Annotated in this window: 19 protein-coding genes; 12 read left to right on the top strand and 7 right to left on the bottom strand. The window is 39.8% G+C overall.

Annotated features, from left to right (window positions below):
* Positions 1-369: 369 nt before the first annotated feature.
* The 5 genes from K2Y18_00505 to K2Y18_00485 are packed head-to-tail and all read left to right on the top strand — an operon-like array spanning position 370 to position 3,772.
* A complete protein-coding gene (locus K2Y18_00505) occupies positions 370-741 on the top strand; it encodes a hypothetical protein (protein MBX9804218.1) in 372 nt (123 codons plus the stop codon).
* Positions 742-779: 38 nt separating this feature from the next.
* Positions 780-1,763 carry an aldo/keto reductase gene (locus K2Y18_00500; GenBank protein ID MBX9804217.1) on the top strand — a complete coding sequence of 328 codons (984 nt, stop codon included), beginning with the start codon at positions 780-782 and terminating at the stop codon, positions 1,761-1,763.
* Positions 1,764-1,790: 27 nt separating this feature from the next.
* Complete coding sequence (locus K2Y18_00495) at positions 1,791-2,480, top strand: cyclase family protein (GenBank protein MBX9804216.1); 690 nt, start codon at positions 1,791-1,793, stop codon at positions 2,478-2,480.
* Positions 2,481-2,511: 31 nt separating this feature from the next.
* Positions 2,512-2,988, top strand: coding sequence for a GNAT family N-acetyltransferase (locus K2Y18_00490; protein MBX9804215.1), 477 nt, complete (start codon positions 2,512-2,514; stop codon positions 2,986-2,988).
* Between the two features lie 31 nt (positions 2,989-3,019).
* Positions 3,020-3,772: a glucose 1-dehydrogenase gene (locus K2Y18_00485; protein ID MBX9804214.1), complete on the top strand. Its 753-nt coding sequence runs from the start codon at positions 3,020-3,022 to the stop codon at positions 3,770-3,772.
* Between the two features lie 66 nt (positions 3,773-3,838).
* On the opposite strand, the gene K2Y18_00480 is transcribed toward K2Y18_00485, so the two are convergent.
* From K2Y18_00480 to K2Y18_00470, 3 genes are all read right to left on the bottom strand, one after another.
* Positions 3,839-4,321: a GNAT family N-acetyltransferase gene (locus tag K2Y18_00480; GenBank protein ID MBX9804213.1), complete on the bottom strand. Its 483-nt coding sequence runs from the start codon at positions 4,319-4,321 to the stop codon at positions 3,839-3,841.
* A gap of 84 nt (positions 4,322-4,405) precedes the next feature.
* Positions 4,406-5,047, bottom strand: coding sequence for a hypothetical protein (locus K2Y18_00475; GenBank protein MBX9804212.1), 642 nt, complete (start codon positions 5,045-5,047; stop codon positions 4,406-4,408).
* Positions 5,048-5,275: 228 nt separating this feature from the next.
* Entirely contained in the window at positions 5,276-6,265 is a 990-nt protein-coding gene (locus K2Y18_00470) for a hypothetical protein (GenBank protein MBX9804211.1), read from the bottom strand.
* Between the two features lie 1,007 nt (positions 6,266-7,272).
* On the opposite strand from K2Y18_00470, the gene K2Y18_00465 reads away from it, so the two are divergent.
* A complete protein-coding gene (locus K2Y18_00465; protein MBX9804210.1) occupies positions 7,273-8,988 on the top strand; it encodes a hypothetical protein in 1,716 nt (571 codons plus the stop codon).
* Between the two features lie 38 nt (positions 8,989-9,026).
* Here K2Y18_00465 and K2Y18_00460 read toward each other — a convergent pair whose 3' ends face one another.
* Complete coding sequence (locus K2Y18_00460) at positions 9,027-9,746, bottom strand: hypothetical protein (GenBank protein ID MBX9804209.1); 720 nt, start codon at positions 9,744-9,746, stop codon at positions 9,027-9,029.
* A gap of 114 nt (positions 9,747-9,860) precedes the next feature.
* Here K2Y18_00460 and K2Y18_00455 point away from each other — a divergent pair, with 114 nt between their 5' ends.
* The 3 genes from K2Y18_00455 to K2Y18_00445 all read left to right on the top strand — a co-directional run bounded on the left by K2Y18_00455 (position 9,861) and on the right by K2Y18_00445 (position 12,356).
* A complete protein-coding gene (locus K2Y18_00455; GenBank protein ID MBX9804208.1) occupies positions 9,861-10,049 on the top strand; it encodes a hypothetical protein in 189 nt (62 codons plus the stop codon).
* A gap of 100 nt (positions 10,050-10,149) precedes the next feature.
* Positions 10,150-11,631: an oligopeptide:H+ symporter gene (locus tag K2Y18_00450; GenBank protein MBX9804207.1), complete on the top strand. Its 1,482-nt coding sequence runs from the start codon at positions 10,150-10,152 to the stop codon at positions 11,629-11,631.
* A gap of 143 nt (positions 11,632-11,774) precedes the next feature.
* Positions 11,775-12,356: a 2OG-Fe(II) oxygenase gene (locus tag K2Y18_00445; protein ID MBX9804206.1), complete on the top strand. Its 582-nt coding sequence runs from the start codon at positions 11,775-11,777 to the stop codon at positions 12,354-12,356.
* Here the strand turns inward: K2Y18_00445 and K2Y18_00440 are convergent.
* Complete coding sequence (locus K2Y18_00440) at positions 12,353-13,228, bottom strand: LysR family transcriptional regulator (protein MBX9804205.1); 876 nt, start codon at positions 13,226-13,228, stop codon at positions 12,353-12,355. The genes K2Y18_00445 and K2Y18_00440 overlap by 4 nt on opposite strands.
* 447 nt (positions 13,229-13,675) lie before the next feature.
* Between K2Y18_00440 and K2Y18_00435 the strand changes: the two genes are divergently transcribed.
* The 3 genes from K2Y18_00435 (at position 13,676) to K2Y18_00425 (ending at position 16,996) form a co-directional block, all read left to right on the top strand.
* Positions 13,676-14,332, top strand: coding sequence for a hypothetical protein (locus tag K2Y18_00435; protein MBX9804204.1), 657 nt, complete (start codon positions 13,676-13,678; stop codon positions 14,330-14,332).
* A gap of 14 nt (positions 14,333-14,346) precedes the next feature.
* Positions 14,347-15,315, top strand: coding sequence for a LysR family transcriptional regulator (locus tag K2Y18_00430; GenBank protein MBX9804203.1), 969 nt, complete (start codon positions 14,347-14,349; stop codon positions 15,313-15,315).
* 511 nt (positions 15,316-15,826) lie between these two features.
* Positions 15,827-16,996 carry a tyrosine-type recombinase/integrase gene (locus tag K2Y18_00425; GenBank protein ID MBX9804202.1) on the top strand — a complete coding sequence of 390 codons (1,170 nt, stop codon included), beginning with the start codon at positions 15,827-15,829 and terminating at the stop codon, positions 16,994-16,996.
* 74 nt (positions 16,997-17,070) lie between these two features.
* On the opposite strand, the gene K2Y18_00420 is transcribed toward K2Y18_00425, so the two are convergent.
* Entirely contained in the window at positions 17,071-18,036 is a 966-nt protein-coding gene (locus K2Y18_00420; GenBank protein ID MBX9804201.1) for a LysR family transcriptional regulator, read from the bottom strand.
* A gap of 10 nt (positions 18,037-18,046) precedes the next feature.
* Positions 18,047-18,718: a hypothetical protein gene (locus K2Y18_00415; GenBank protein ID MBX9804200.1), complete on the bottom strand. Its 672-nt coding sequence runs from the start codon at positions 18,716-18,718 to the stop codon at positions 18,047-18,049.
* Between the last annotated feature and the right edge of the window lie 84 nt (positions 18,719-18,802).

Below are 18,802 nucleotides of genomic sequence, written 5' to 3'. Positions count from 1 at the left end.
AAATGTCCGTGATGCCCTTGATTGAACTTAATCACATTTTCGTCGTTCTAGGTAGATCTACCTATAATGGGATTCGAAACGCTGATTTTATGAAGGAGTTTGCCTATTCGTCAGAAAAAAAGTGGAGAGGATGGAAAAAGCCATACGGAAATTATTAGGATGAGGCCTTGTTGCTTCAGAAAATGCAAAACATTTGGTTGATTATGGAGTACACCAATTGCTTGATCATTGGGATCAACTCATCAAAGTTTTTGGCCAGCCCGTTTCAATAAGAATGATTGAGTAGCTAGGTATTTCAAAAGAAGCATTGACTCCTCATAATATTGATTGATATTGAAAGATCAGGGAACGTTTTAATTTGAGGGGGGTATGATGTCAATACAAGAGCTTGCACAGCGATACAATCAGTTTCAACACGACTTTGGGCAAGGTGTATCCCATGATTATGAGAAAGTGATCAACACCCTTTTTTCCCAAAATTTTAAGAAGATTGCCAATGGCATTGAGCTCCTCCCAGAGCGCGCGCAACTTTTGCCGCAACTGAATGGTGTGAAGGATTTTGCAGGTACTTGGGCTATTCAAAGCCAGGAGATTATTCCGTCCTTTGACAATATGAAATGCACGATTCGGTATTCCCTTAAATCAGAAAAAGCGGGTGAATTTGATGTGATTGCAATCTTAAAAGCTCACCAAGGCCAAATTGAGCAGATCGATGAAATATACTATCAACCTGGGAATTAAATTTCTGGATATCTAAAGATATTTTAGAGAGGAAGACTATGAAAAACAGACAACTTGGAAATACGGGTGTTTACGTTCCTGAAATAGGCTTGGGGTGTATGGGAATGTCAGCGTTTTATGGTCCGATTGATCACGAAGAAGTCATAGCCACCCTGCTTCGGGCTGTCGAATTGGGCGTAACTTTTATCGATACAGCGGACATGTATGGAAATGGAGCCAACGAATCCCTTCTTGGTCAGACTTTGAAACCTTATCTAGATAAACTCACCATTGCGACAAAATTTGGATTTGTAAGTCTTCCACCCAACCCTTTTTACCTAAATGGTCGACCAGAGTATGTGAAAGAAGCGTGTGAAAAAAGCTTGAAACGCCTTGGTATAGAAACAATTGACCTCTATTATCTTCATCGCGTTGACCCAAATATACCCATCGAGGATACAGTTGGGGCTATGGCAAAGTTGGTCCAAGAAGGTAAGGTGAAGTATTTGGGGTTGTCTGAAGTCAACAGTCAGTCTTTAAAAAAAGCCCATGCAATTCACCCCATTACAGCTGTTCAAAGCGAATACTCTTTATGGTCGCGCGACCCTGAAAAGGAAATAATCCCTTTGTGCGAAGCACTCAACATTTCTTTCATACCCTATAGCCCCTTGGGTAGAGGTTTTTTAACCAATAAGCTTACCTCGATTAGTCAAATGGGTGAGGGAGATTTTCGAAGCATGTTGCCCCGTTATGAAGAAGAAAACGCGAGGAAAAATGGACTCCTCGTGCAAGAATTAACCAATATTGCCGAGACCCTCAAATGCACTCCGGCACAATTATCCTTGGCGTGGATTTTGAAAAAGTCACCGCGGACAATACCCATTCCAGGGACACGACATCGAAAATATCTCGAGGAAAATGTAGCATCAGCTTCTTTCGACGTATCACAGGATATCATGGATCAGATCGACACCCTCTTTAAGCCAGAAATGATCGCTGGGAAGAGACATACAGACGATGGTATGAAACTAATGGAAGGCTGAAAGTAAAATTAAAGAAAGCGATTCTATATGAAATTCCCTTACAAAATCATTGACTTAACCCACACCATGTCACCCGATATCCCCACCTGGAATGATAGCTGCACATTCGAACATGACATGAGATGCGATTATGATCCCGACGCTGAGTATAAATTCCGAGCCTTCAATCTTCATATGGCAGAAGGTATTGGGACGCACATAGATTCGCCATCTCACTGCATTTCAGGAGGGAAAACGGTGGATCAGCTTGACTTGGAAAATCTTGGCGCACCTTGCGTTGTCATTGATGTGTCGAGCCGGGCTCATGAACGTTACAGCGCGTCTGTGTCTGATATCACAGATTTTGAGGATATGAGAGGGGTTATTGAACCTGGTAGTTTTGTTATTGTCCGAACCGGTTGGGAAAGGTTTTGGGGTCAACCTGATCAATATCGTAACAACAGAATTTTCCCGTCTATCTCGGTTGAAGCCGCTCAGTACCTTTTGAAGCGGCAGATTGTGGGTATTGGAATTGACGCCCTTTCACCAGATCGTTTTGAAGATGGTTTTCCTGTGCATAAATGCCTGTTAGGAGCAGGTAAGTACATTGTTGAGAATATAGCCAACTCTGCAAGCCTCCCCCCTAAAGGGAGTTATACGTTAGCGCTCCCTATTAAAATAGGCGGCGGGGCCGAGGCCCCCATAAGGTTAATCGCTCTTTGTGAAAGAGGGGATTAGAGTGTTAGACGTGTTAGGAGGTTGAAACCAAATGTCTCTTTTATACAGACTTATCGCTAAATCGGACATAACCCTCCTTAACACATTAATGCGAGCCGGAAAAGGATACTGGGGCTACCCAGAAGATAGACTCGATCGTTTTATGGCAAAATTTGGCATCAAGGAGGATTCCTTTCTTGAGGCGGCTTTTGGCTTTGTAGCTGAAGATAATAAAAAAGTGATTGGATATTATACATTTAAAACAAATGAAGAAGTGCCAAAGTTGGAGGATTTCTTTCTTGATACCCAGTTCATCGGTAAGGGGTACGGTAGAAAGTTATGGAACCACTGCATAGAACAGGCATTGGTAAATGGGTGGCAAGAATTTGTTATTTGGTCTGACCCTAATGCTCAAGCGTTTTATGAACATATGGGAGCCATTACAATAGGTGAACGACCTATAGTTACCATGCCTGGATTGGTCGCCCCCATTATGAAATATGTTCTTAAAAAGATTGAAAACAGTTAGAATTGTTAATACAAAATATGTCGAGGATACCATGAGAAAGTTAGAAGGCAAAGTTGCTCTTATTACTGGAGCAGGAAATGGGATGGGCTTCAGCGAAGCTATGTTGTTCGCTGAAGAAGGGGCCACAGTCGTTGCAACAGATATCAATGATTCCTCAGAAGAGAAAATCCTACAAGAAATTCGTAAGATAGGAGGGCAGGTCCTCTTCTTTCAACACGATGTGTCGAAGGAAGACGATTGGAAAAATGTGATTGATCAAACTATTAACTCTTTCGGAAAAATAGATATTCTCGTGAATAACGCTGCCAAACTTCTTATGAAAGATCTTGAAAGCACAACGTCAGATGAATGGGATCAAATCTTTAACACAAACGCCAAAAGTGTGTTCTTGGGTTGCAAATATGTAGCTCCCGCCATGCGAAAAGCGGGAGGGGGTGTTATCATTAATATTTCCTCTATGTATGGTTTGGTTGGGGGGCCTTCCCTAGCTGTGTTTTCAGCTTCAAAGGGGGCTGTGCGCCTCCTGACAAAGGCAGCAGCTGTGGACTTTGCAAAAGATAACATCCGCGTTAATTCTGTTCATCCTGGTCTTATTGAAACGCCTTTAACCGCAGATATCTTAAAGGATCCAGTCCAGAAAGAATATTATCTTTCGAGGACGCTCCTGAATCGACCTGGACAGCCAGAAGAAGTTGCTAAGGCTGTTCTTTTCCTTAGCTGTGATGATGCCTCCTTTATAACGGGATCTGAGATGGTTATCGATGGGGGATTTACGGCTCAATAGGGAGATGTTTAAAAGACACTATTTCTTAACTGGTTGGTTATAAAAGGAATTTTGTCATTTTATGACCTAATCGAAGAGAAGAGCCATAAAATGTTCGTCAATATAGTGATCTTCTCCCGCACGTTTGAACCAGTCTTTGAAGGTACCCTCATGTTTAAAACCAAGCTTTTGGTAGAACTCTCCCGTTTTAGGATTGTCAGCTTCGTAGGATAGTTCAATACGCTTAACGCCGCTTTTCTTCAAAACTTCTAGTACTTCCAAAATGAAAGTTGTGCCGATCCCTCTTCTCTGAAAAGCAGGATTTGTGGCAATGGTTTCAAGGGAGGCTACGTGATGCCGTCGAGAGGTATACCTTGTGGTTCTGCATGTTGCTGCTATTTTGCCATCCAATTCATAAACATAAAGATCATGAGCTGATGTTAATTCATCAAACACGGGCAAGAACTCTGTCTTGGACATTGTTTCAAATCCAAGGAAGGGATTTACGGATTGATCCATATAAATCTCATATAAATCATCAAAATCAGCTTTTGTTGCTTTTCTTAACATCGTATATCCTTCTCATTTCCTTGTAGGGGCATGTTTATGTGGGCAACTCTTCAGGATTCATTCCATCCTGGCAAGGTTAGTACTCTAATATAAAATTATCCCGGCCTCTGTACAACGCCCCCTAACACCGTGCATATTGAATGAGTTCTGTGCGACAGTATCCCAATCTCTTCTTGCCTTATCAATATGTTGATATAATTCACGAAGCAATTTTTCCTTCGTTGCCCATAAAACGACAAGCTCTTGCGGCAGGTTCTGACCATATTGGATTTCATCGACACCACTTGAATCAGAGAATTGATTATGAGGTTCATGGCTGATTTGATTGACTTTCCAGAACAAGCAGCGTCCCTCAAAATTGAGTTCCACTGTCCCCTCGCCTTCCCGAAAGCCTGCTTCGGTGAAAGCTGGTTGAACAACAGTAGATTCATAGAAAGAAAGCTGTGCGACTTTTTCCTTTAGAAAAGGGTTGTCTTGAAAAATCAAACCATTATCACCCTTCCAATATCCCCGTTCCTTAAAATACTGATCAACCTGTTCAGGCGTCATGTCCGGCACGGGACCCGTCCCTAATTCACCCACAATTTTTCGCAGTACAGATTTTGGTGTAGACTCATGAGCTGCCCGCAATTCGCCCTCCATGGCTTGCACCCCAGGTGTATTTGAAACCATTCCTATAAGAGCGACCCTGAAACCAAGGATATATTTTCTTAAAGTAATCGTCATCGATATGTTTCCTTTTAATTTTTGACCTCTTGAGGTCATCGTTGTATCAAGCATATTAATAGTTGTCTGTTCACCACTAGAATATTTTTATCCGAAGATTTATGTCTCATGATTCATCAATGAATCTGCCAAACCAGAATAGTGTCGTTCATTTTCTATCAGATTTCTCAGATTTTGTCTCGCAAATTTCAATGGTTCTTCATAGAGACTCATGGCCTCTTTACATAATTATTTTGAAACAGGCATATCTTTTCCATTTGTCCTAATGGCGGATATTATCCATATATTGTGTCGACCATTAACTGGACTCGTGCGACGTTCGATTTTAACGTCTTTAAATCCTATTTTCTCTAGGTATTCTTCAATATATTTTCTGTTAGTTAGCATTGTATACTCTTGCAGAGCAAACATAGACAATGATTCCGTTGGACTTTCAAAAAACAAAGGTATTTTTTCTTTATGATATAGGTATTGAATGATCTCTTTGTTTAACGTGCTTTTGATTTCCTCAGGTGTTAAGAATAAAAGTTTCGTAATGTTCTCTATCGCTAGCTGGAGTCCGTCGATATCATATCCAGACCACTTTTCTAGATTTTCAGTATTAATTAAACTGTGCAAAAGATTCATAAAAACATCTCGGTAAAAGAAGCAGTGAAAGGGATTAAGTTTTCGAAGAGGAATAACATTTGGTGGTAGCGCCCACACACCGGGCATCGTTTTAAGTATCTCAATTTCTGAGTCAGTTGATAAATTTGGCCAATGTTCGATTTCTAGCGTAGCACCATCACACATATGCTTTGCTAGATTTTCTATAGCCCGAGGCATAAACAATCCCCATTTTTCAAGTCGAGAATTAGAGTGTTTGGAAGATAAAACGCTGGTACCCATTTTCTGAGTAGTTGGAAACAACTCCATATAAACGGCGCGTATGGGAACATTTTTGTTAGGTTTAAACTTTGTTGCATCGCGCTTTATATGGCTTTGGCCTGGAATAGCGCAAGGCAAAATATCGAGTGTTGTGGCTTTCCCATCAAAAGTTTTCGTATGCGAAAAATCGACCTCTTGGCCAACCATCCTTTCAAAGAGTTGAGTTGTAAGCCCTTTTTCGCGCGTGCTACCGACGACCAAATATAAACCGTCTTCCTTAACCTCATTCATTGCTTGGGCTTGAGGTAGGGAGAGAATCATTAAAAAAAATAATGTAATCGTATTTTTCATAAGGTAACCTCCTAAAAATATGAGATAATTTACATGTTAAACAAGTTTTGTGAGGGACATATCAAAACGCAGTAACAAGTCAACTCGTTGCTTATGTAATTAGACTATATGTATCATTCATCAGTATCATTAGCCATAAAAACAATTTCATAAAATTCTGCTAATCATAGAGGTGCTCCTTCATGTCCTTGAGCTGCAGGACTTTGGTGCCACTTTCTGATTTCAGAAGGTTGGTATGGTACCCTACTTTCTATTTCATATATCAATCCCAACCTAAAGTGAGCATCAGGGATGTCTTTCTCTATCAGATTTCTAAGATTTTGTCTCGCAGATCTCAATGGTTCTTCATAGAGATTAATGGCCTGATTCAAGGCATGTATATTTTTTTCGATGATATAATTAAGGCACAATGCCTTCCCTAATAACAATGGCGGATGGGGTGAGATTACAGCACGAAGCTTCCAGTCCTTAGCTATCAAACAGGGGTTGATCTTTATACGGTTTCTAAAGTGTTGGGACATAAAACATTGCCACGACAACAAGGTATGCTCATTTGGAAATGAAGCAATTGTTGAATGCAACGAATGTCGTTGATCAGATTTGGCAGGAGAAGAGTTAAGGGGTGCTACAATCCTCACTTATTCTATTCAGCCACCAGAGAATTGATACTTTTTCAGACTGATCTTTGAAGAGCAATTTTATATAATTATATATTTTTTTCTAATTATGCTATAAAGGGAATCGCTCGTAGTTTTTCATCTTTTCTTAAATATAAAAAAGGTGCTAATTTGATCAAATTTTATCGTTCTCTATTCGTTTACTTACTCATCTTCTTTTGTGTAAATCAGTATGTTGTGACTTCCATATTTGCTATGGATGGCTTAGAGAAACCTCACGTAGACTACACCCCTCAAAAGGAAGGGTTGCCTCCTTACGGGGGGGCCAGGCAAAGAGAAACTATCGGAAAGGTCCGAGTTTCTTCCTGTATCTCCTTAGGGGGTGGGGTTATGGACAAAATAAATCAGGTGCTGAAAGGTGCTGATCAATTCATTGTTTGCTTTATGTATCGTTTTGATTCCCCAATTCTTATGAGAACCTTGGAAGATAAATACATTAAATCTGTCCAAGAAAGCACTCCTATGCCTGTTCTAGTTTTTCTGGATCATAATCAGACATACGAAAATCAGATTGAAGGTTCACAATATTATAATTACGTTAGGCGCCTAATTGATAGCGTTCCCACAAGCCTAGTAAAGCTTGGGAGCAGAGCTTTTCATCAGAAAGTTATTATTTCCAAGAAGGCTGGAGAAGAAGCCATTACCATCTTGGGTTCAGCAAATGCCACTTTTGAAGCAGATAATATGCATTCAGAAGATATCGTCCTCATTCAAAGCAATAAACTTGCTGCGTTCTATTTTGATGAATTTGGAAGGTTGCTCAGAAGTGAACCACAGAAAAAATCTACTGCGGAAGCATTCCCAGAGCAACAGGTAAGAGTTTTTCATGAGCACAGAGTGGAGGAAGGAAAGAGCAACATTGACCTGCTCACAGCATTGAGAAAGGGACTGCTGCGATCAGAGAAAGTAAGTATGGAAGGATATCTAGGGGATATTGTCTCTTTAGCAATCTCAACTGGTAATCCTGAGTTGGAAGGGACACAAAAATGCTTGGAAGTCGTTAACGAGGCGCTTGGAGCACAAGATAACGCTGCACTGTTGCTATTTGAGAATTACATAAGTTTAAATGAGGAATTAAAAAGAGGAGCTATATGGAGAAACTTAACAAGCCTCAATCCTAAATTTATCGTGCTCGATAATAATAAAAATAACCGAGGTGATGACAAAGAGAAAAGTGATGGTGCCCAAGCCTTAAGGGTGAACGATAACACAGTAATATTGTTTAATCCTTTTACAGGAAAAAAATTTCACCATAAGCTTATTGTTCGATATCCTCATAAAGGACCACCCACCGTATATACTGGGTCGTTTCATATTTCCACCAATGCGATAAAAAGAAATTCTGAGACCATTATAGGGGTTAGAAGTGAGGAACTGGCAGATGAATATGTAGCTTCTCTTTTGTTAAATTCAGGCTTAGGAGAACGTCCTGAAATTTGGACATTTATTAACGATTATCTGAGTATATTAAGGAGAAATGTCCCTTTGTTTTCTGAGCCGCAAGAAACAAAAGTACTACAAGCAGCTCGAATGTTATATGTAAAAACCCAAATTAATATGGGTAGATTCGCAGATCGATTAGATCGGGTCAGATCATACGTGGTAGGAACGGCTTCAAATGGAGATGAACAGTTGAAAATTAGTGGGTGTTTTGAGCACTACATGGTTTGTTTCAAGGAAGAGGAATATGCAGAAGGCAAACTAAAAGCGATCAATGATTTAAAAGAGAAGATTTTTAAGGAAGAAGAGATTTATAACATCTGGTTAAGTTATTTAACAAACTTGAGAAGAAATATAAAAGGGGTATATAAGGAGGTGGAGAAATTACCTACATACTCTTCAGGGCACCCAGAAATATGGTTGGAAGAGATGGGTACGTGGTTTGAAATGGAAACTAAAGAATATAAAGAGAAAAAACTAAAGATTAAGGAGGATATGGGCCTTATTGAGCGTTTGTATAGAGCCTTAAATGATCTTTATGGCTATAAAGCCACATTCATGCAGTATGTTGACCTAAGTGATGTTTTAGGCAAAATAATTCAGTAGTTTGAACTAACGTTAAGCAGGCTATGCCATCTAAAAACTTAATGCTTTATAAGTTTGTATTTATGCGCAAGCTGGTGCTGGACATTTTCACTAAGCCCCGTAGAATAGGCTCTAAGCATCTTTAGTTTAGTCTCTTCAAGAAGCTCATTTGCCACTTCGTCAGTCACTTCTTTATTCTGACGGATGTCTAGTTCAAGGAGGTTTGGCAAAGTCAAAACTCCCCTAAGACCTGCATTGGTAAGGCCAGTAGAGAAAAGAGAAAGAGAGGTAAGAGTTTTTAACGGTACGATAGAAAGGATGCCATCTTTGAGTCTACCATTACAATCTAAAATTAACATTCTTAATTTATTGAACCCACCAATCCCTTGAATTTGGTCAGGACCTAAACCGCAAACTGTTAAAGAGAGAACTTCTACCTCTGGATTAATTGTTTCCGGTGAGATGGTCAATGGACCATCGTTTACATATTCACCAGCTTCTTCAACAACCTTATAAACCCCGTTTAAATATATTTCCCTACTTTTTGTAACTCGAAGTTGATCTAATGCTTTAGCGTCACGTGGTCCCGTAATTTTTAGTGGATCAGGATTTATACGTTCTTCAGCACGTGTTTGTCTGACTGGAGATTGATGTGGGGAGACACCGGTGAAATACCCACCGGGACTTCTTTGAACAATGACTTCCTCAGAAGCGGTAACATGAGCCGTCGTGCAGAGTGTTAAAATAAGAAATAAGTTGGAAGTCTTAAGTGAAATCATTTTTTCCTCCTGATAAAACAAAATAGGGGAGTAGAATAGCATTTATATATATAGTCCTCTTTATATTGATGTTCAAGGTAAAAAGATAATACGCTTCAAGATGCGTGGCGTAAAATTCGCTCGTTAACAAATCTTGAAGACGTGCGCATTCACGATTTACGTCATACCTTCGCTTCTCTAGCCATCAAACAGGGGGTAGATCAATATACTGTGTCTAAGCTGTTAGGGCAAAAACATAGCCACGACGACACGTTATGCACACTTAGAGATGAAGCAACTCTTAAAGGCAACGAATGTTGTTGATCAAATTTGGCAAGACAAAGGTTAATGTAAGTCTTCTTATTGCTAAAAGACTGGGTTATAAGTAGGTAGCGTACTATCGACAAAGGTTTCTGTGGAGAATATGGAAACAAACCTACCCACTACTCAACCAAAAGCTTTATACACCTTATTCTTCGTGGAGCTATGGGAGAGGTTCAGCTATATGGGTCTGAGGGTGCTGCTCATCCTCTACATGACATCCGAGCTAGAGTATTCTGACTCATTTTCTTATGGCATTTATGGGATGTTTTTTACGCTCGTGTATGCCTCCAATCTTCTCGGTGGATATCTTTCTGATCGATACTTAGGCAACAGGAATGCGATTTTGATGGGTGGGTTCATCCTTCTCGTTGGCCACACATGTTTAGCGTTGCCCTTCAAGGAACTTTTGACCATTGGCCTTGCCTTCATCATCATAGGAACAGGGTTTTTTAAAGTAAATGTCTCCAGCCTTTTAGGTCAATATTATCATGCGCATGACCCTCGGCGGGATAGTGGGTTTACGATCTTTTATATGGGAATTAATATCGGCGGCCTCCTAGCGCCCCTCGCCTGTGGTTATGTCGGAAGAGTATATGGCTGGCATTATGGATTTGGGTTGGCGGGAATTGGTATTGCCCTTGGAATGATTACGTTGATCCTTGGTAAAAAATCATTGGGAGAGATGGGCCTTAGCCCGGATGAAGAAAAGCTTCATGAACAATATTGGTTAGGGATATCACGGTATCAATGGATTCTTATTTGTAGTCTTCTGAGTGTTCCTGTTCTCGCTTTGTGTATCCATCATCATGATAATATGGAGGGTATTTTGTATGTGTTCGGCGGTGTGATGCTCTTTTCAGTGATTAGGATAGCGTTGACCTGTAAGGGGGATGAGCGGAAGAAAATGTTTGCGCTCATTGCTATGCTCCCCTTCTATTTAGCGTTCTGGGCCAGCTTTGAACAGGCAGGGGCATCCATTAACTTATTCACAGAGCGCCATGTCGACCGAAGCTTTATGGGTATGGAAATATATACGACATGGTTTCAATCTCTTAATCCCCTTTTTATCATTGTGGTTGCCCCATTTTTGTCGAGTCTCTGGCTTTATTTAGGTAGGCGAGACAAAGAGCCCCTAACGCCCATAAAGTTTGCCGTAGCCCTCTTTTTAATTGGACTGAGTTTTGGGGTGTTAAAGTTGGGCGTACTAGAGGCATCGAGAGATGGCATGACATCCATGTTGTGGGTTGTCTCTGCATACTTTTTACAATCAACCGGGGAGCTGTGTTTGTCACCTGTGGGGTTATCCATGGTAACCAAACTCGCACCCGCTCGATTTGCAAGTTTTATGATGGGCTCTCTTTTCCTATCTATGGCATTTGCTCATTTTGTCGCCCAACAAATTGCCAAATATTTCACCGCTGCTCATGAAGTTGATGTTGTCCAAGACATCACAGACAAAGGAACCTCTCTTATGGTATTTGGGAATATTTTTGACTTCTTAATTTACTTTCCCATCCTCATGGGCTTGATATTGCTGTTGTTCTATCCTTTTTTAAAAGGCGTATTTAAACAATATCAATAGAAATCTAAGAAATTTTAAATCAAAGAGCCTATTGATTAAAGCCTGATACATAGTGTCGCAGGAGCTTTAAATTCCTATATGTTCTGCTGAGAAGAGCTATAATTCTAGATGCATCTTAAGAACAATAAATATGAGTAAGAATCATGTTAGCATCTTATCAGGATTTAAATTCTCAATTAATGACTGAAGGTACGGTTGTGGTCTCACAAGAGGATTTGCCAATTTCCTCAGGTGATTGGGAAACATTAAGTTCTCTCTTGGACAACCAGACTTACGAAAGAGTTGTTCAGGGCGATACCGATGAACGAACTTCGGTAAGTGTATATAGAATTAAAAAAGCTGGCGATTCGCATATTCGAAATCAACAAATCGTAGATATCATTAATACACCAAAAATTAAATCTAAACTTGCCGGTATTATGGGAGTTGAAGACTATAAGATTGATCGATGTCAATGCAATCTCTATTATGAAGGTGATTTTGTAGGTAAGCACGTCGATAAAGAAAGTTGTAGCAATCATACCTATGCATTTATGGTGTTTCCTTGTGATGAGTTTGAAGGTGGTGAATTTTGTGTTTATAATCCTGAAAATTCCCAGCCCTATGTTTACAAACCTGAACCACAAACATTAATTCTTACGAGATGTGATTTGCTCCACGAAGTTAGAGAAATTACAAAGGGTAAAAGGCGGGCGATTGTTTCATTCTTACAGCTTCCTCATTAATGAAGCTTATCTTTGATATATTCATACAAGATATTGATCGTTTTCGAACTTGCTCGCGTTTCCGGAAAACAAAAACCGATCGGGATATTGGGCCCATCAAGTAGGTCTGGTAGTATTCTGATAAGTCTCACGGGAGATATGCTAACCGCTTTCTGTGAAATTGAGCCAATTCCCACCCCGTTTTCAACCAGTTGATAGATAGCAACGCCTGAATTTATGCAGATATTAGCTTGCTTCCCCTCTGGTAGGTATTTTAAATGCCAGTTTACGTCTTTATAGGGAAAAGGGACATCGTTTCCGAAACCTATGATAGTATGACTCCGAAGTTCTTCAATTGTTTTAGGCATCCCTTTCCGTTTGATGTAACTTTCGCTGGCATATAAATTCATTTGATAATTTGTTAATTCAATTACCTTTAACCCCTTTTTTATACTTTCAAGAGTAGAAATTGATACATCTGCATCTCTCGATAAAAGGTCAAAGGATTCATCTGAAGCTTTTACGGCTATTTGAACTTCAGGATAGGCAGCGTTAAATTCTGTTAATGCCTCTGTTAACCATAAGGCAGCAATAGAATTCGTTGTTGCTATTGTAATACTTTTGCCAATGGATTTTGTGTCTTCTTCATATTCTAATAGTTTTTGATCAGTGAAGTTTAAAATGTCGTTTGCATATGAGTAGAATTTTTCACCCTCTTCACTGATAACGATTTTATTGTCCTGATTTTCAATAAGCTTAAACCCGAGTTCCTTTTCAAGATTCAGGACTCGCTTTCGCAAGGTGGCATATTTAACTTTTAGTAAGTTCTCTGTGTCATGAAGATTGCCGGTTTTTACAAGCTCACAAAAACTTCTCAGCTTCTCTATGTCCATTTTATCTTTTCCTCTGCTGATAAAACTTTAATAAAACGATTAAATTATGGGCATTTGACAAAAAGTAAAATAATGTTTGACCTTTTGTCAAATGCATGCTATTTATATACACAATACGCATGAAACTTATGCCATTTCGTTCTAGGAAGACAAAAGTATAGGTTTCTTTTGCACTAATCATACGGCTAATACGATTAGGGGATATTTTCGCGAGTATAAGTTTAGCAAATTTTCCCCTCCAACTTAATCAGCTTGCCTGTAGGATCTAACAGTATTCTATCCGAAATATAGAAAGCTGTCTTCTCCTATCAAGCTAGGGTTTGAAAGGGATAGACATGCGACAGACTACAACCCAAATAGAACGATCCACGTGCTCTGGAATCCGTACCAGTGTGGGCTATTGCCATTACAAAGCTCAAAAACTAACCCTATGGAAAGGAAAGTTTAATGCTTAAATTAATAGTCAACAACACCAATCCCATACATAGAAGTGCCTTGTCCCAAGGTCTTGAAGCAAAGTCAACTCCTACACTATCTCCCCATCAAAATAGATTCATTGTTGATATTCAAGAACTGTCTCAAAATCTATTTGTTTTTAGGGCTCAAGACTTCGTCCATGATTTAACATGTGAAATGACGTTGGAGCTGTCAGAAGGTTTTGCAATTTCAGAGGAAGAAGAGTATCTAGTGCGCATCTTGACATGCAACTTTCCCAGCATCGATGTATCGCGGTTTAATGAGAAAGTAGGCGTCGATGAATATCTTCAAGGGATCCTGATGGTTCAGTTTCAACTTAAAATATTGGAGCACCTTTTCTTGTTTTGTGAGGAGAAGGAGGCCGTCAATCTTATTCTGACCTTCAATGAGACCGATCTTGATTATCTAGAAATATATCGAGGATTTTTCATCTTTGAAGAGGAAGTTATAACGGCGAGGGGAATGCAAACAAAGATTATCATTCCAACAGAGGCAAAAACATATGATGATGTGATTGATTTTATAGATGACGTTGACACTGATCTTCGTCAGACCTTATGGCATGGCCAAAAATTTAATCCCGTTTTTCGCAAATATCTCATTAACCACTCCCTATCTGTGCATTGAGGGAAGATCAGACCATGTTGCCCTTAGAGACTTCTCCTTACTTTCGGGATTTAGATTGGGAAAAGCTCAAAGCCTTTTATTATGTGGCTAAGATGGGGAACATTTCCCATGCCGCACCCTTAATGAACCTTACCCAATCGGCTTTCAGTCGTCATATTACCGGGCTTGAAAAACACTTAGGGTTTCCGTTGTTTGCGCGCAAAAAAGGCGGGGTCATTCTGACGCGAAGAGGCGAGGATCTCTTCGGGATTGCCGAGAGCGTTTTTATAGACATGAAAGAATTTACCAGCCGTAACTATGAACCTGTAAAACAAGGAATCAAGCGAAACATTCGAATTGCAACCAGCCAAAATCTTGCGGCCTATCTCATCAACGATCTCATCCTGGAGTATAATAAAGATCATCCCAATTTTGTCTTTGAGATCATTGGGGTAGATCAAGCTATGGATGTTATTTTGTACGATGTAGACCTTGCAATCCAGCCCCATGATCCAAAGACAGATGAGGTGAAATGGCAAGTTATCCAAGAACCGTTTTTTACCCTCGAGAAGAAACTGTACGCGAGCACTCGATACCTGGAAAAGTACGGCGAACCCCAGACCATTGATGACCTGAAAGACCATCATTTTATTGTTCCTTCAATCTCTGAGGTTGATTCCTTCGAGGGTGCGAAAAGGGTTTTAGAACTCAGTACCGAGAGTGGCGATAGACGTAACCACGTATTCCTCTCCAACTCTCTTGAGTGCCTAATTGAGGCAGCACAACAGGGCAAAGGCATCATCAGTGCCTATGAGAAAACGAGGATCGTTCAAAACTCAAGTCTCAAAAACATCCTTCCCCATGTGATCCTCAACGTCCGTCAGGAATATTATGTATATCCGGTATATCTTAAGGAAGACAAGGATATCATGGATCTCAAAGAGTATTTGAAGGGAAGGATTGGCTATTGGGGTGAGATTACCGCACGAAGCTGCGCTTCTTAGCGTTGCCTCGCAAGCTCGGCCCGAACTCTCGACTGAGTTCTCATCTCCTGCCCAACCTTATAAAGAAAAAGTCTAAACATCCAGAGACGCTTCGCTTTTGCTCTGGACCTTTAGACTTTTCCTTTATTTGGCGGATGGGGTGAGATTACCGCATGTCGCTTACGCTCATGCGTTGCCTCCCGTTGGTCGGCCCGAACTCACATTTTAGATTTTCGTGAGTTCAAATTTCACACGCGATCAATATTATTATTAGGTAAGGCAAAATACCTTACCTAATAATAATGGCGGATGGGGTGAGATTCGAACTCACGAAGGGCTTGCACCCTCGCCGGTTTTCAAGACCGGATTATTCTCAAATCTCTGTGTTTCTCCCTCCGGCTCCTTAAGGATATATATTATTGAATTTATTGAACAAATTTAGTATTAAAATCCTTTTCAACGTTTTTGAGATGATCCTCGTTCTTCCTTTTCTGGTACAAATATGGTACAAATAATTCTGGAGGGAAGATAAATGACGAGATTTACCAAGAGCTATTTAGAAGCCTTAAAGCCAAAAGAAAAACTCTATGAAGTTTGGGATACAGAAATCAAAGGCTTGGGATGTATGATCCATCCTACGGGCAAGAAAACCTACTATTTTTTATACCGCTTCAACAAAGGCAAACGTAAGCAACGCTTGAAAGTTGGTGTTCATGGTCATATTACGTGTGACATCGCGCGTGAAATTGTTCGAGGGTGGATGGGCGATCTGGCTCGGGGAATCGATCCCAAGGAACAACACAAAAAAGAAGCATATATTGGCAAACAATATATAACAATGGAAGCATTTTTAGACCTCTTTGTTGAAAAGCATAAGAAGGTTCATAATAAACCAAGCACGGTAAAAAAGGATGTCGAAAGAATTAAGAGTGCGATTATCCCTTTTCTGGGGAGAATAAGAGTTTCAGAGGTTACCCAAGAAGATATTGTAAAATTTCAAGATCATCTCAAGAATGTCCCAGGGCAATTCAACCGCTGTCACGCTCTTTTAAGAAAAGCGTTTAATTTGGCAGAGCTGTGGGGCCACCGTTCAAAAAACAGCAACCCATGCTATGGGATTCAGAGGTTCATCGAGAAAAAGAAGGAACGCTTTTTATCAGAAGAAGAACTTATCAAATTAGATGAAGTTTTGAAGGTACAAGAGGCTGTCAAGGTGACTTCTCCTTATTCCCTAGCTGCTATTCGGATGCTGCTGTACACAGGTTGTCGGCTTAGTGAAATTCTGACATTAAAATGGGACGACGTTTTTTTGAAGGATGGTTATATCCATTTGAAAGATAGTAAAACAGGCGAAAAGCGAATTCCCCTCAATGAGTCAGCCAAAGCTGTTTTAGCAAGTTTAACACAGGAGAAAGATAATCCTTACATTTTCGTGGGCTCCAAACCAGGGACTTGTTTAGTAACGCTTCAAGATGCTTGGCGTAAGATTCGCTCATTGGCAAATCTTGAAGACGTCCGCATTCACGATTTACGTCATACCTTCGCGTCCTTAGCCATCAAACAGGGGGTAGATCTATATACTGTGTCTAAGCTGTTAGGGCATAAAAACATTGCTACGACCACAAGGTACGCACACCTAGAGATGAAGCAGCTGCTCAAAGCTACGAATGTCGTCGATCAAATCTGGCAGGAAAAGATTTAAGTAGATTAAAATGATTAAAGGTAACTCACTCGTGCGGTAACAAACGTGTATAACACTTTCTAAGACAGCTCACCTCAAAACACTCCCCTCACCTGCCTTAACAAAAACTCTTTAATATGCATAATATCTAGATCATCTTTGAGATGTTCGGGATAGATAAAATATTCCTGGCGTTTATCGAGAACCAGGTCGAGTAAGATGTTTTGAAGGTTGGCCTTTTGTAGAATGGTCAATTTATCAAATGAACAAAGGATACCTTTGCCTTTCTGGGCTGCTTCGATGAGACATTCTAAAGAATTCGACATAAAGATTGGGTCACGTTCTTGTTTTTCTTTATTAGGATTTTCTTCTATACCCAATCCTAAAATCCACCTTGCTTCATCATAAGGAAAGGCTTCAATAACAGAAGGCATAATAATATGATGGTTTCTAAGTTCTAGTACTGTCTTCGGCTTGCCATATTTTTCCAGATATTGGGCACTCGCATATAATTTTTTTTCCAGGGTGATAAATGGTTTCTGGATCATCCTTCGATTCAAAAATTCAGTTTGAGATGTATTGAGACCATGAGGCCAAATTGCAAGATCGATATCATTTAAGATGATATCCAGAACATCCTCAATTCCAATGACTTCAAACATAAGATCAGGGTACCTTTCATGATAGGTGAGTATATGATCATTGATGAGATACGCCACAAGGGCAGGACTCGCTGCTATCCTTATTTTACGCTTGTGCCTAAGGTGTGAGGGTGCGTAGATATAGCTGGTAAATTTCTTCATGCTGAAGAAGATATCCTCTGCAATCTTTAATAATTCTTCCCCCTTTCGGGTCAATATGACCCCATTTCGTTGACGAATGAATAAGGGATAACCTAGATGTTTTTCCAAGGCTGTGATGCTGCGACTGCAAGTGGATTGAGTGGTATTAAAGAATGATGCCGCATGAGATATATTCCCGACCTTGGCGACATAATAGAAAGCCTTCAGTTTTTCCCAATCCAGGTTAAGAAAATAGGGGGATGTTTCTAAAGCTAACATTCATCCACCTTCAGAAATTTAGGACAGTATGGGATTTCAAGTATTGCTTAAGCGAGAAGTTGCTTTTTTGCTCTCGCCATAATACGCGACAAAAATCAATCTTAAATTCATCCATAAAATCTATTACATCATCGTAGGTTTGAGTGTCAGCAGGAATGATGATCTGGATACAATCGCTGTGTGAATTGTTGATTTGTTTTTCAGAAATGCTGAATCTGCGAAAGATGTTCAAATAATCAAAAGTACGCTCACAGAAATTTAAGACAATGTATGTAGCCTTCTTCTCTTCACAAAATAAAAGAAGTTTCTCCAACACAGACATTTGGAAAATAACCATTAATGCCCCATGAAGATACTCATCGGAAAGTATGTGCTCATCAAATTTATCAATACTAATATACGGAAAATCACCCCCTATTATATGCTCTAGAGGAGCTTCAGAGAGATTTTGGCTATAATGAATGTAACTTTGCTTTAACTCTAAATACATTTCCACTCTGAGCTCATTCTCGATGTCTTGGGCTCGAAAAACAAATATATTCTTGGAAAGTTCGCGGATATCCGTCGCAATTGCTTGGGGCTCTGGGGGGTTGGTTGCAATTTGATAAAAATAGCTTTCTTGTTGGATCAATCTCTCTTGAACATGATGGGTATTATCAATAATCAACTTAAGCATCATCATTTTCCTTCCGATTAATATGGTTTATATTATGAATTATGCATCGAAAACGTATTTATGTCAATAAAAAATATACAAAATACGTTT

It is taken from the genome of Alphaproteobacteria bacterium (genome assembly GCA_019746225.1).
Classification (GTDB): domain Bacteria; phylum Pseudomonadota; class Alphaproteobacteria; order Paracaedibacterales; family VGCI01; genus VGCI01.
Note: the sequence above shows the minus strand (reverse complement) of the source record. Positions and strands in the feature narration are given on the sequence as shown.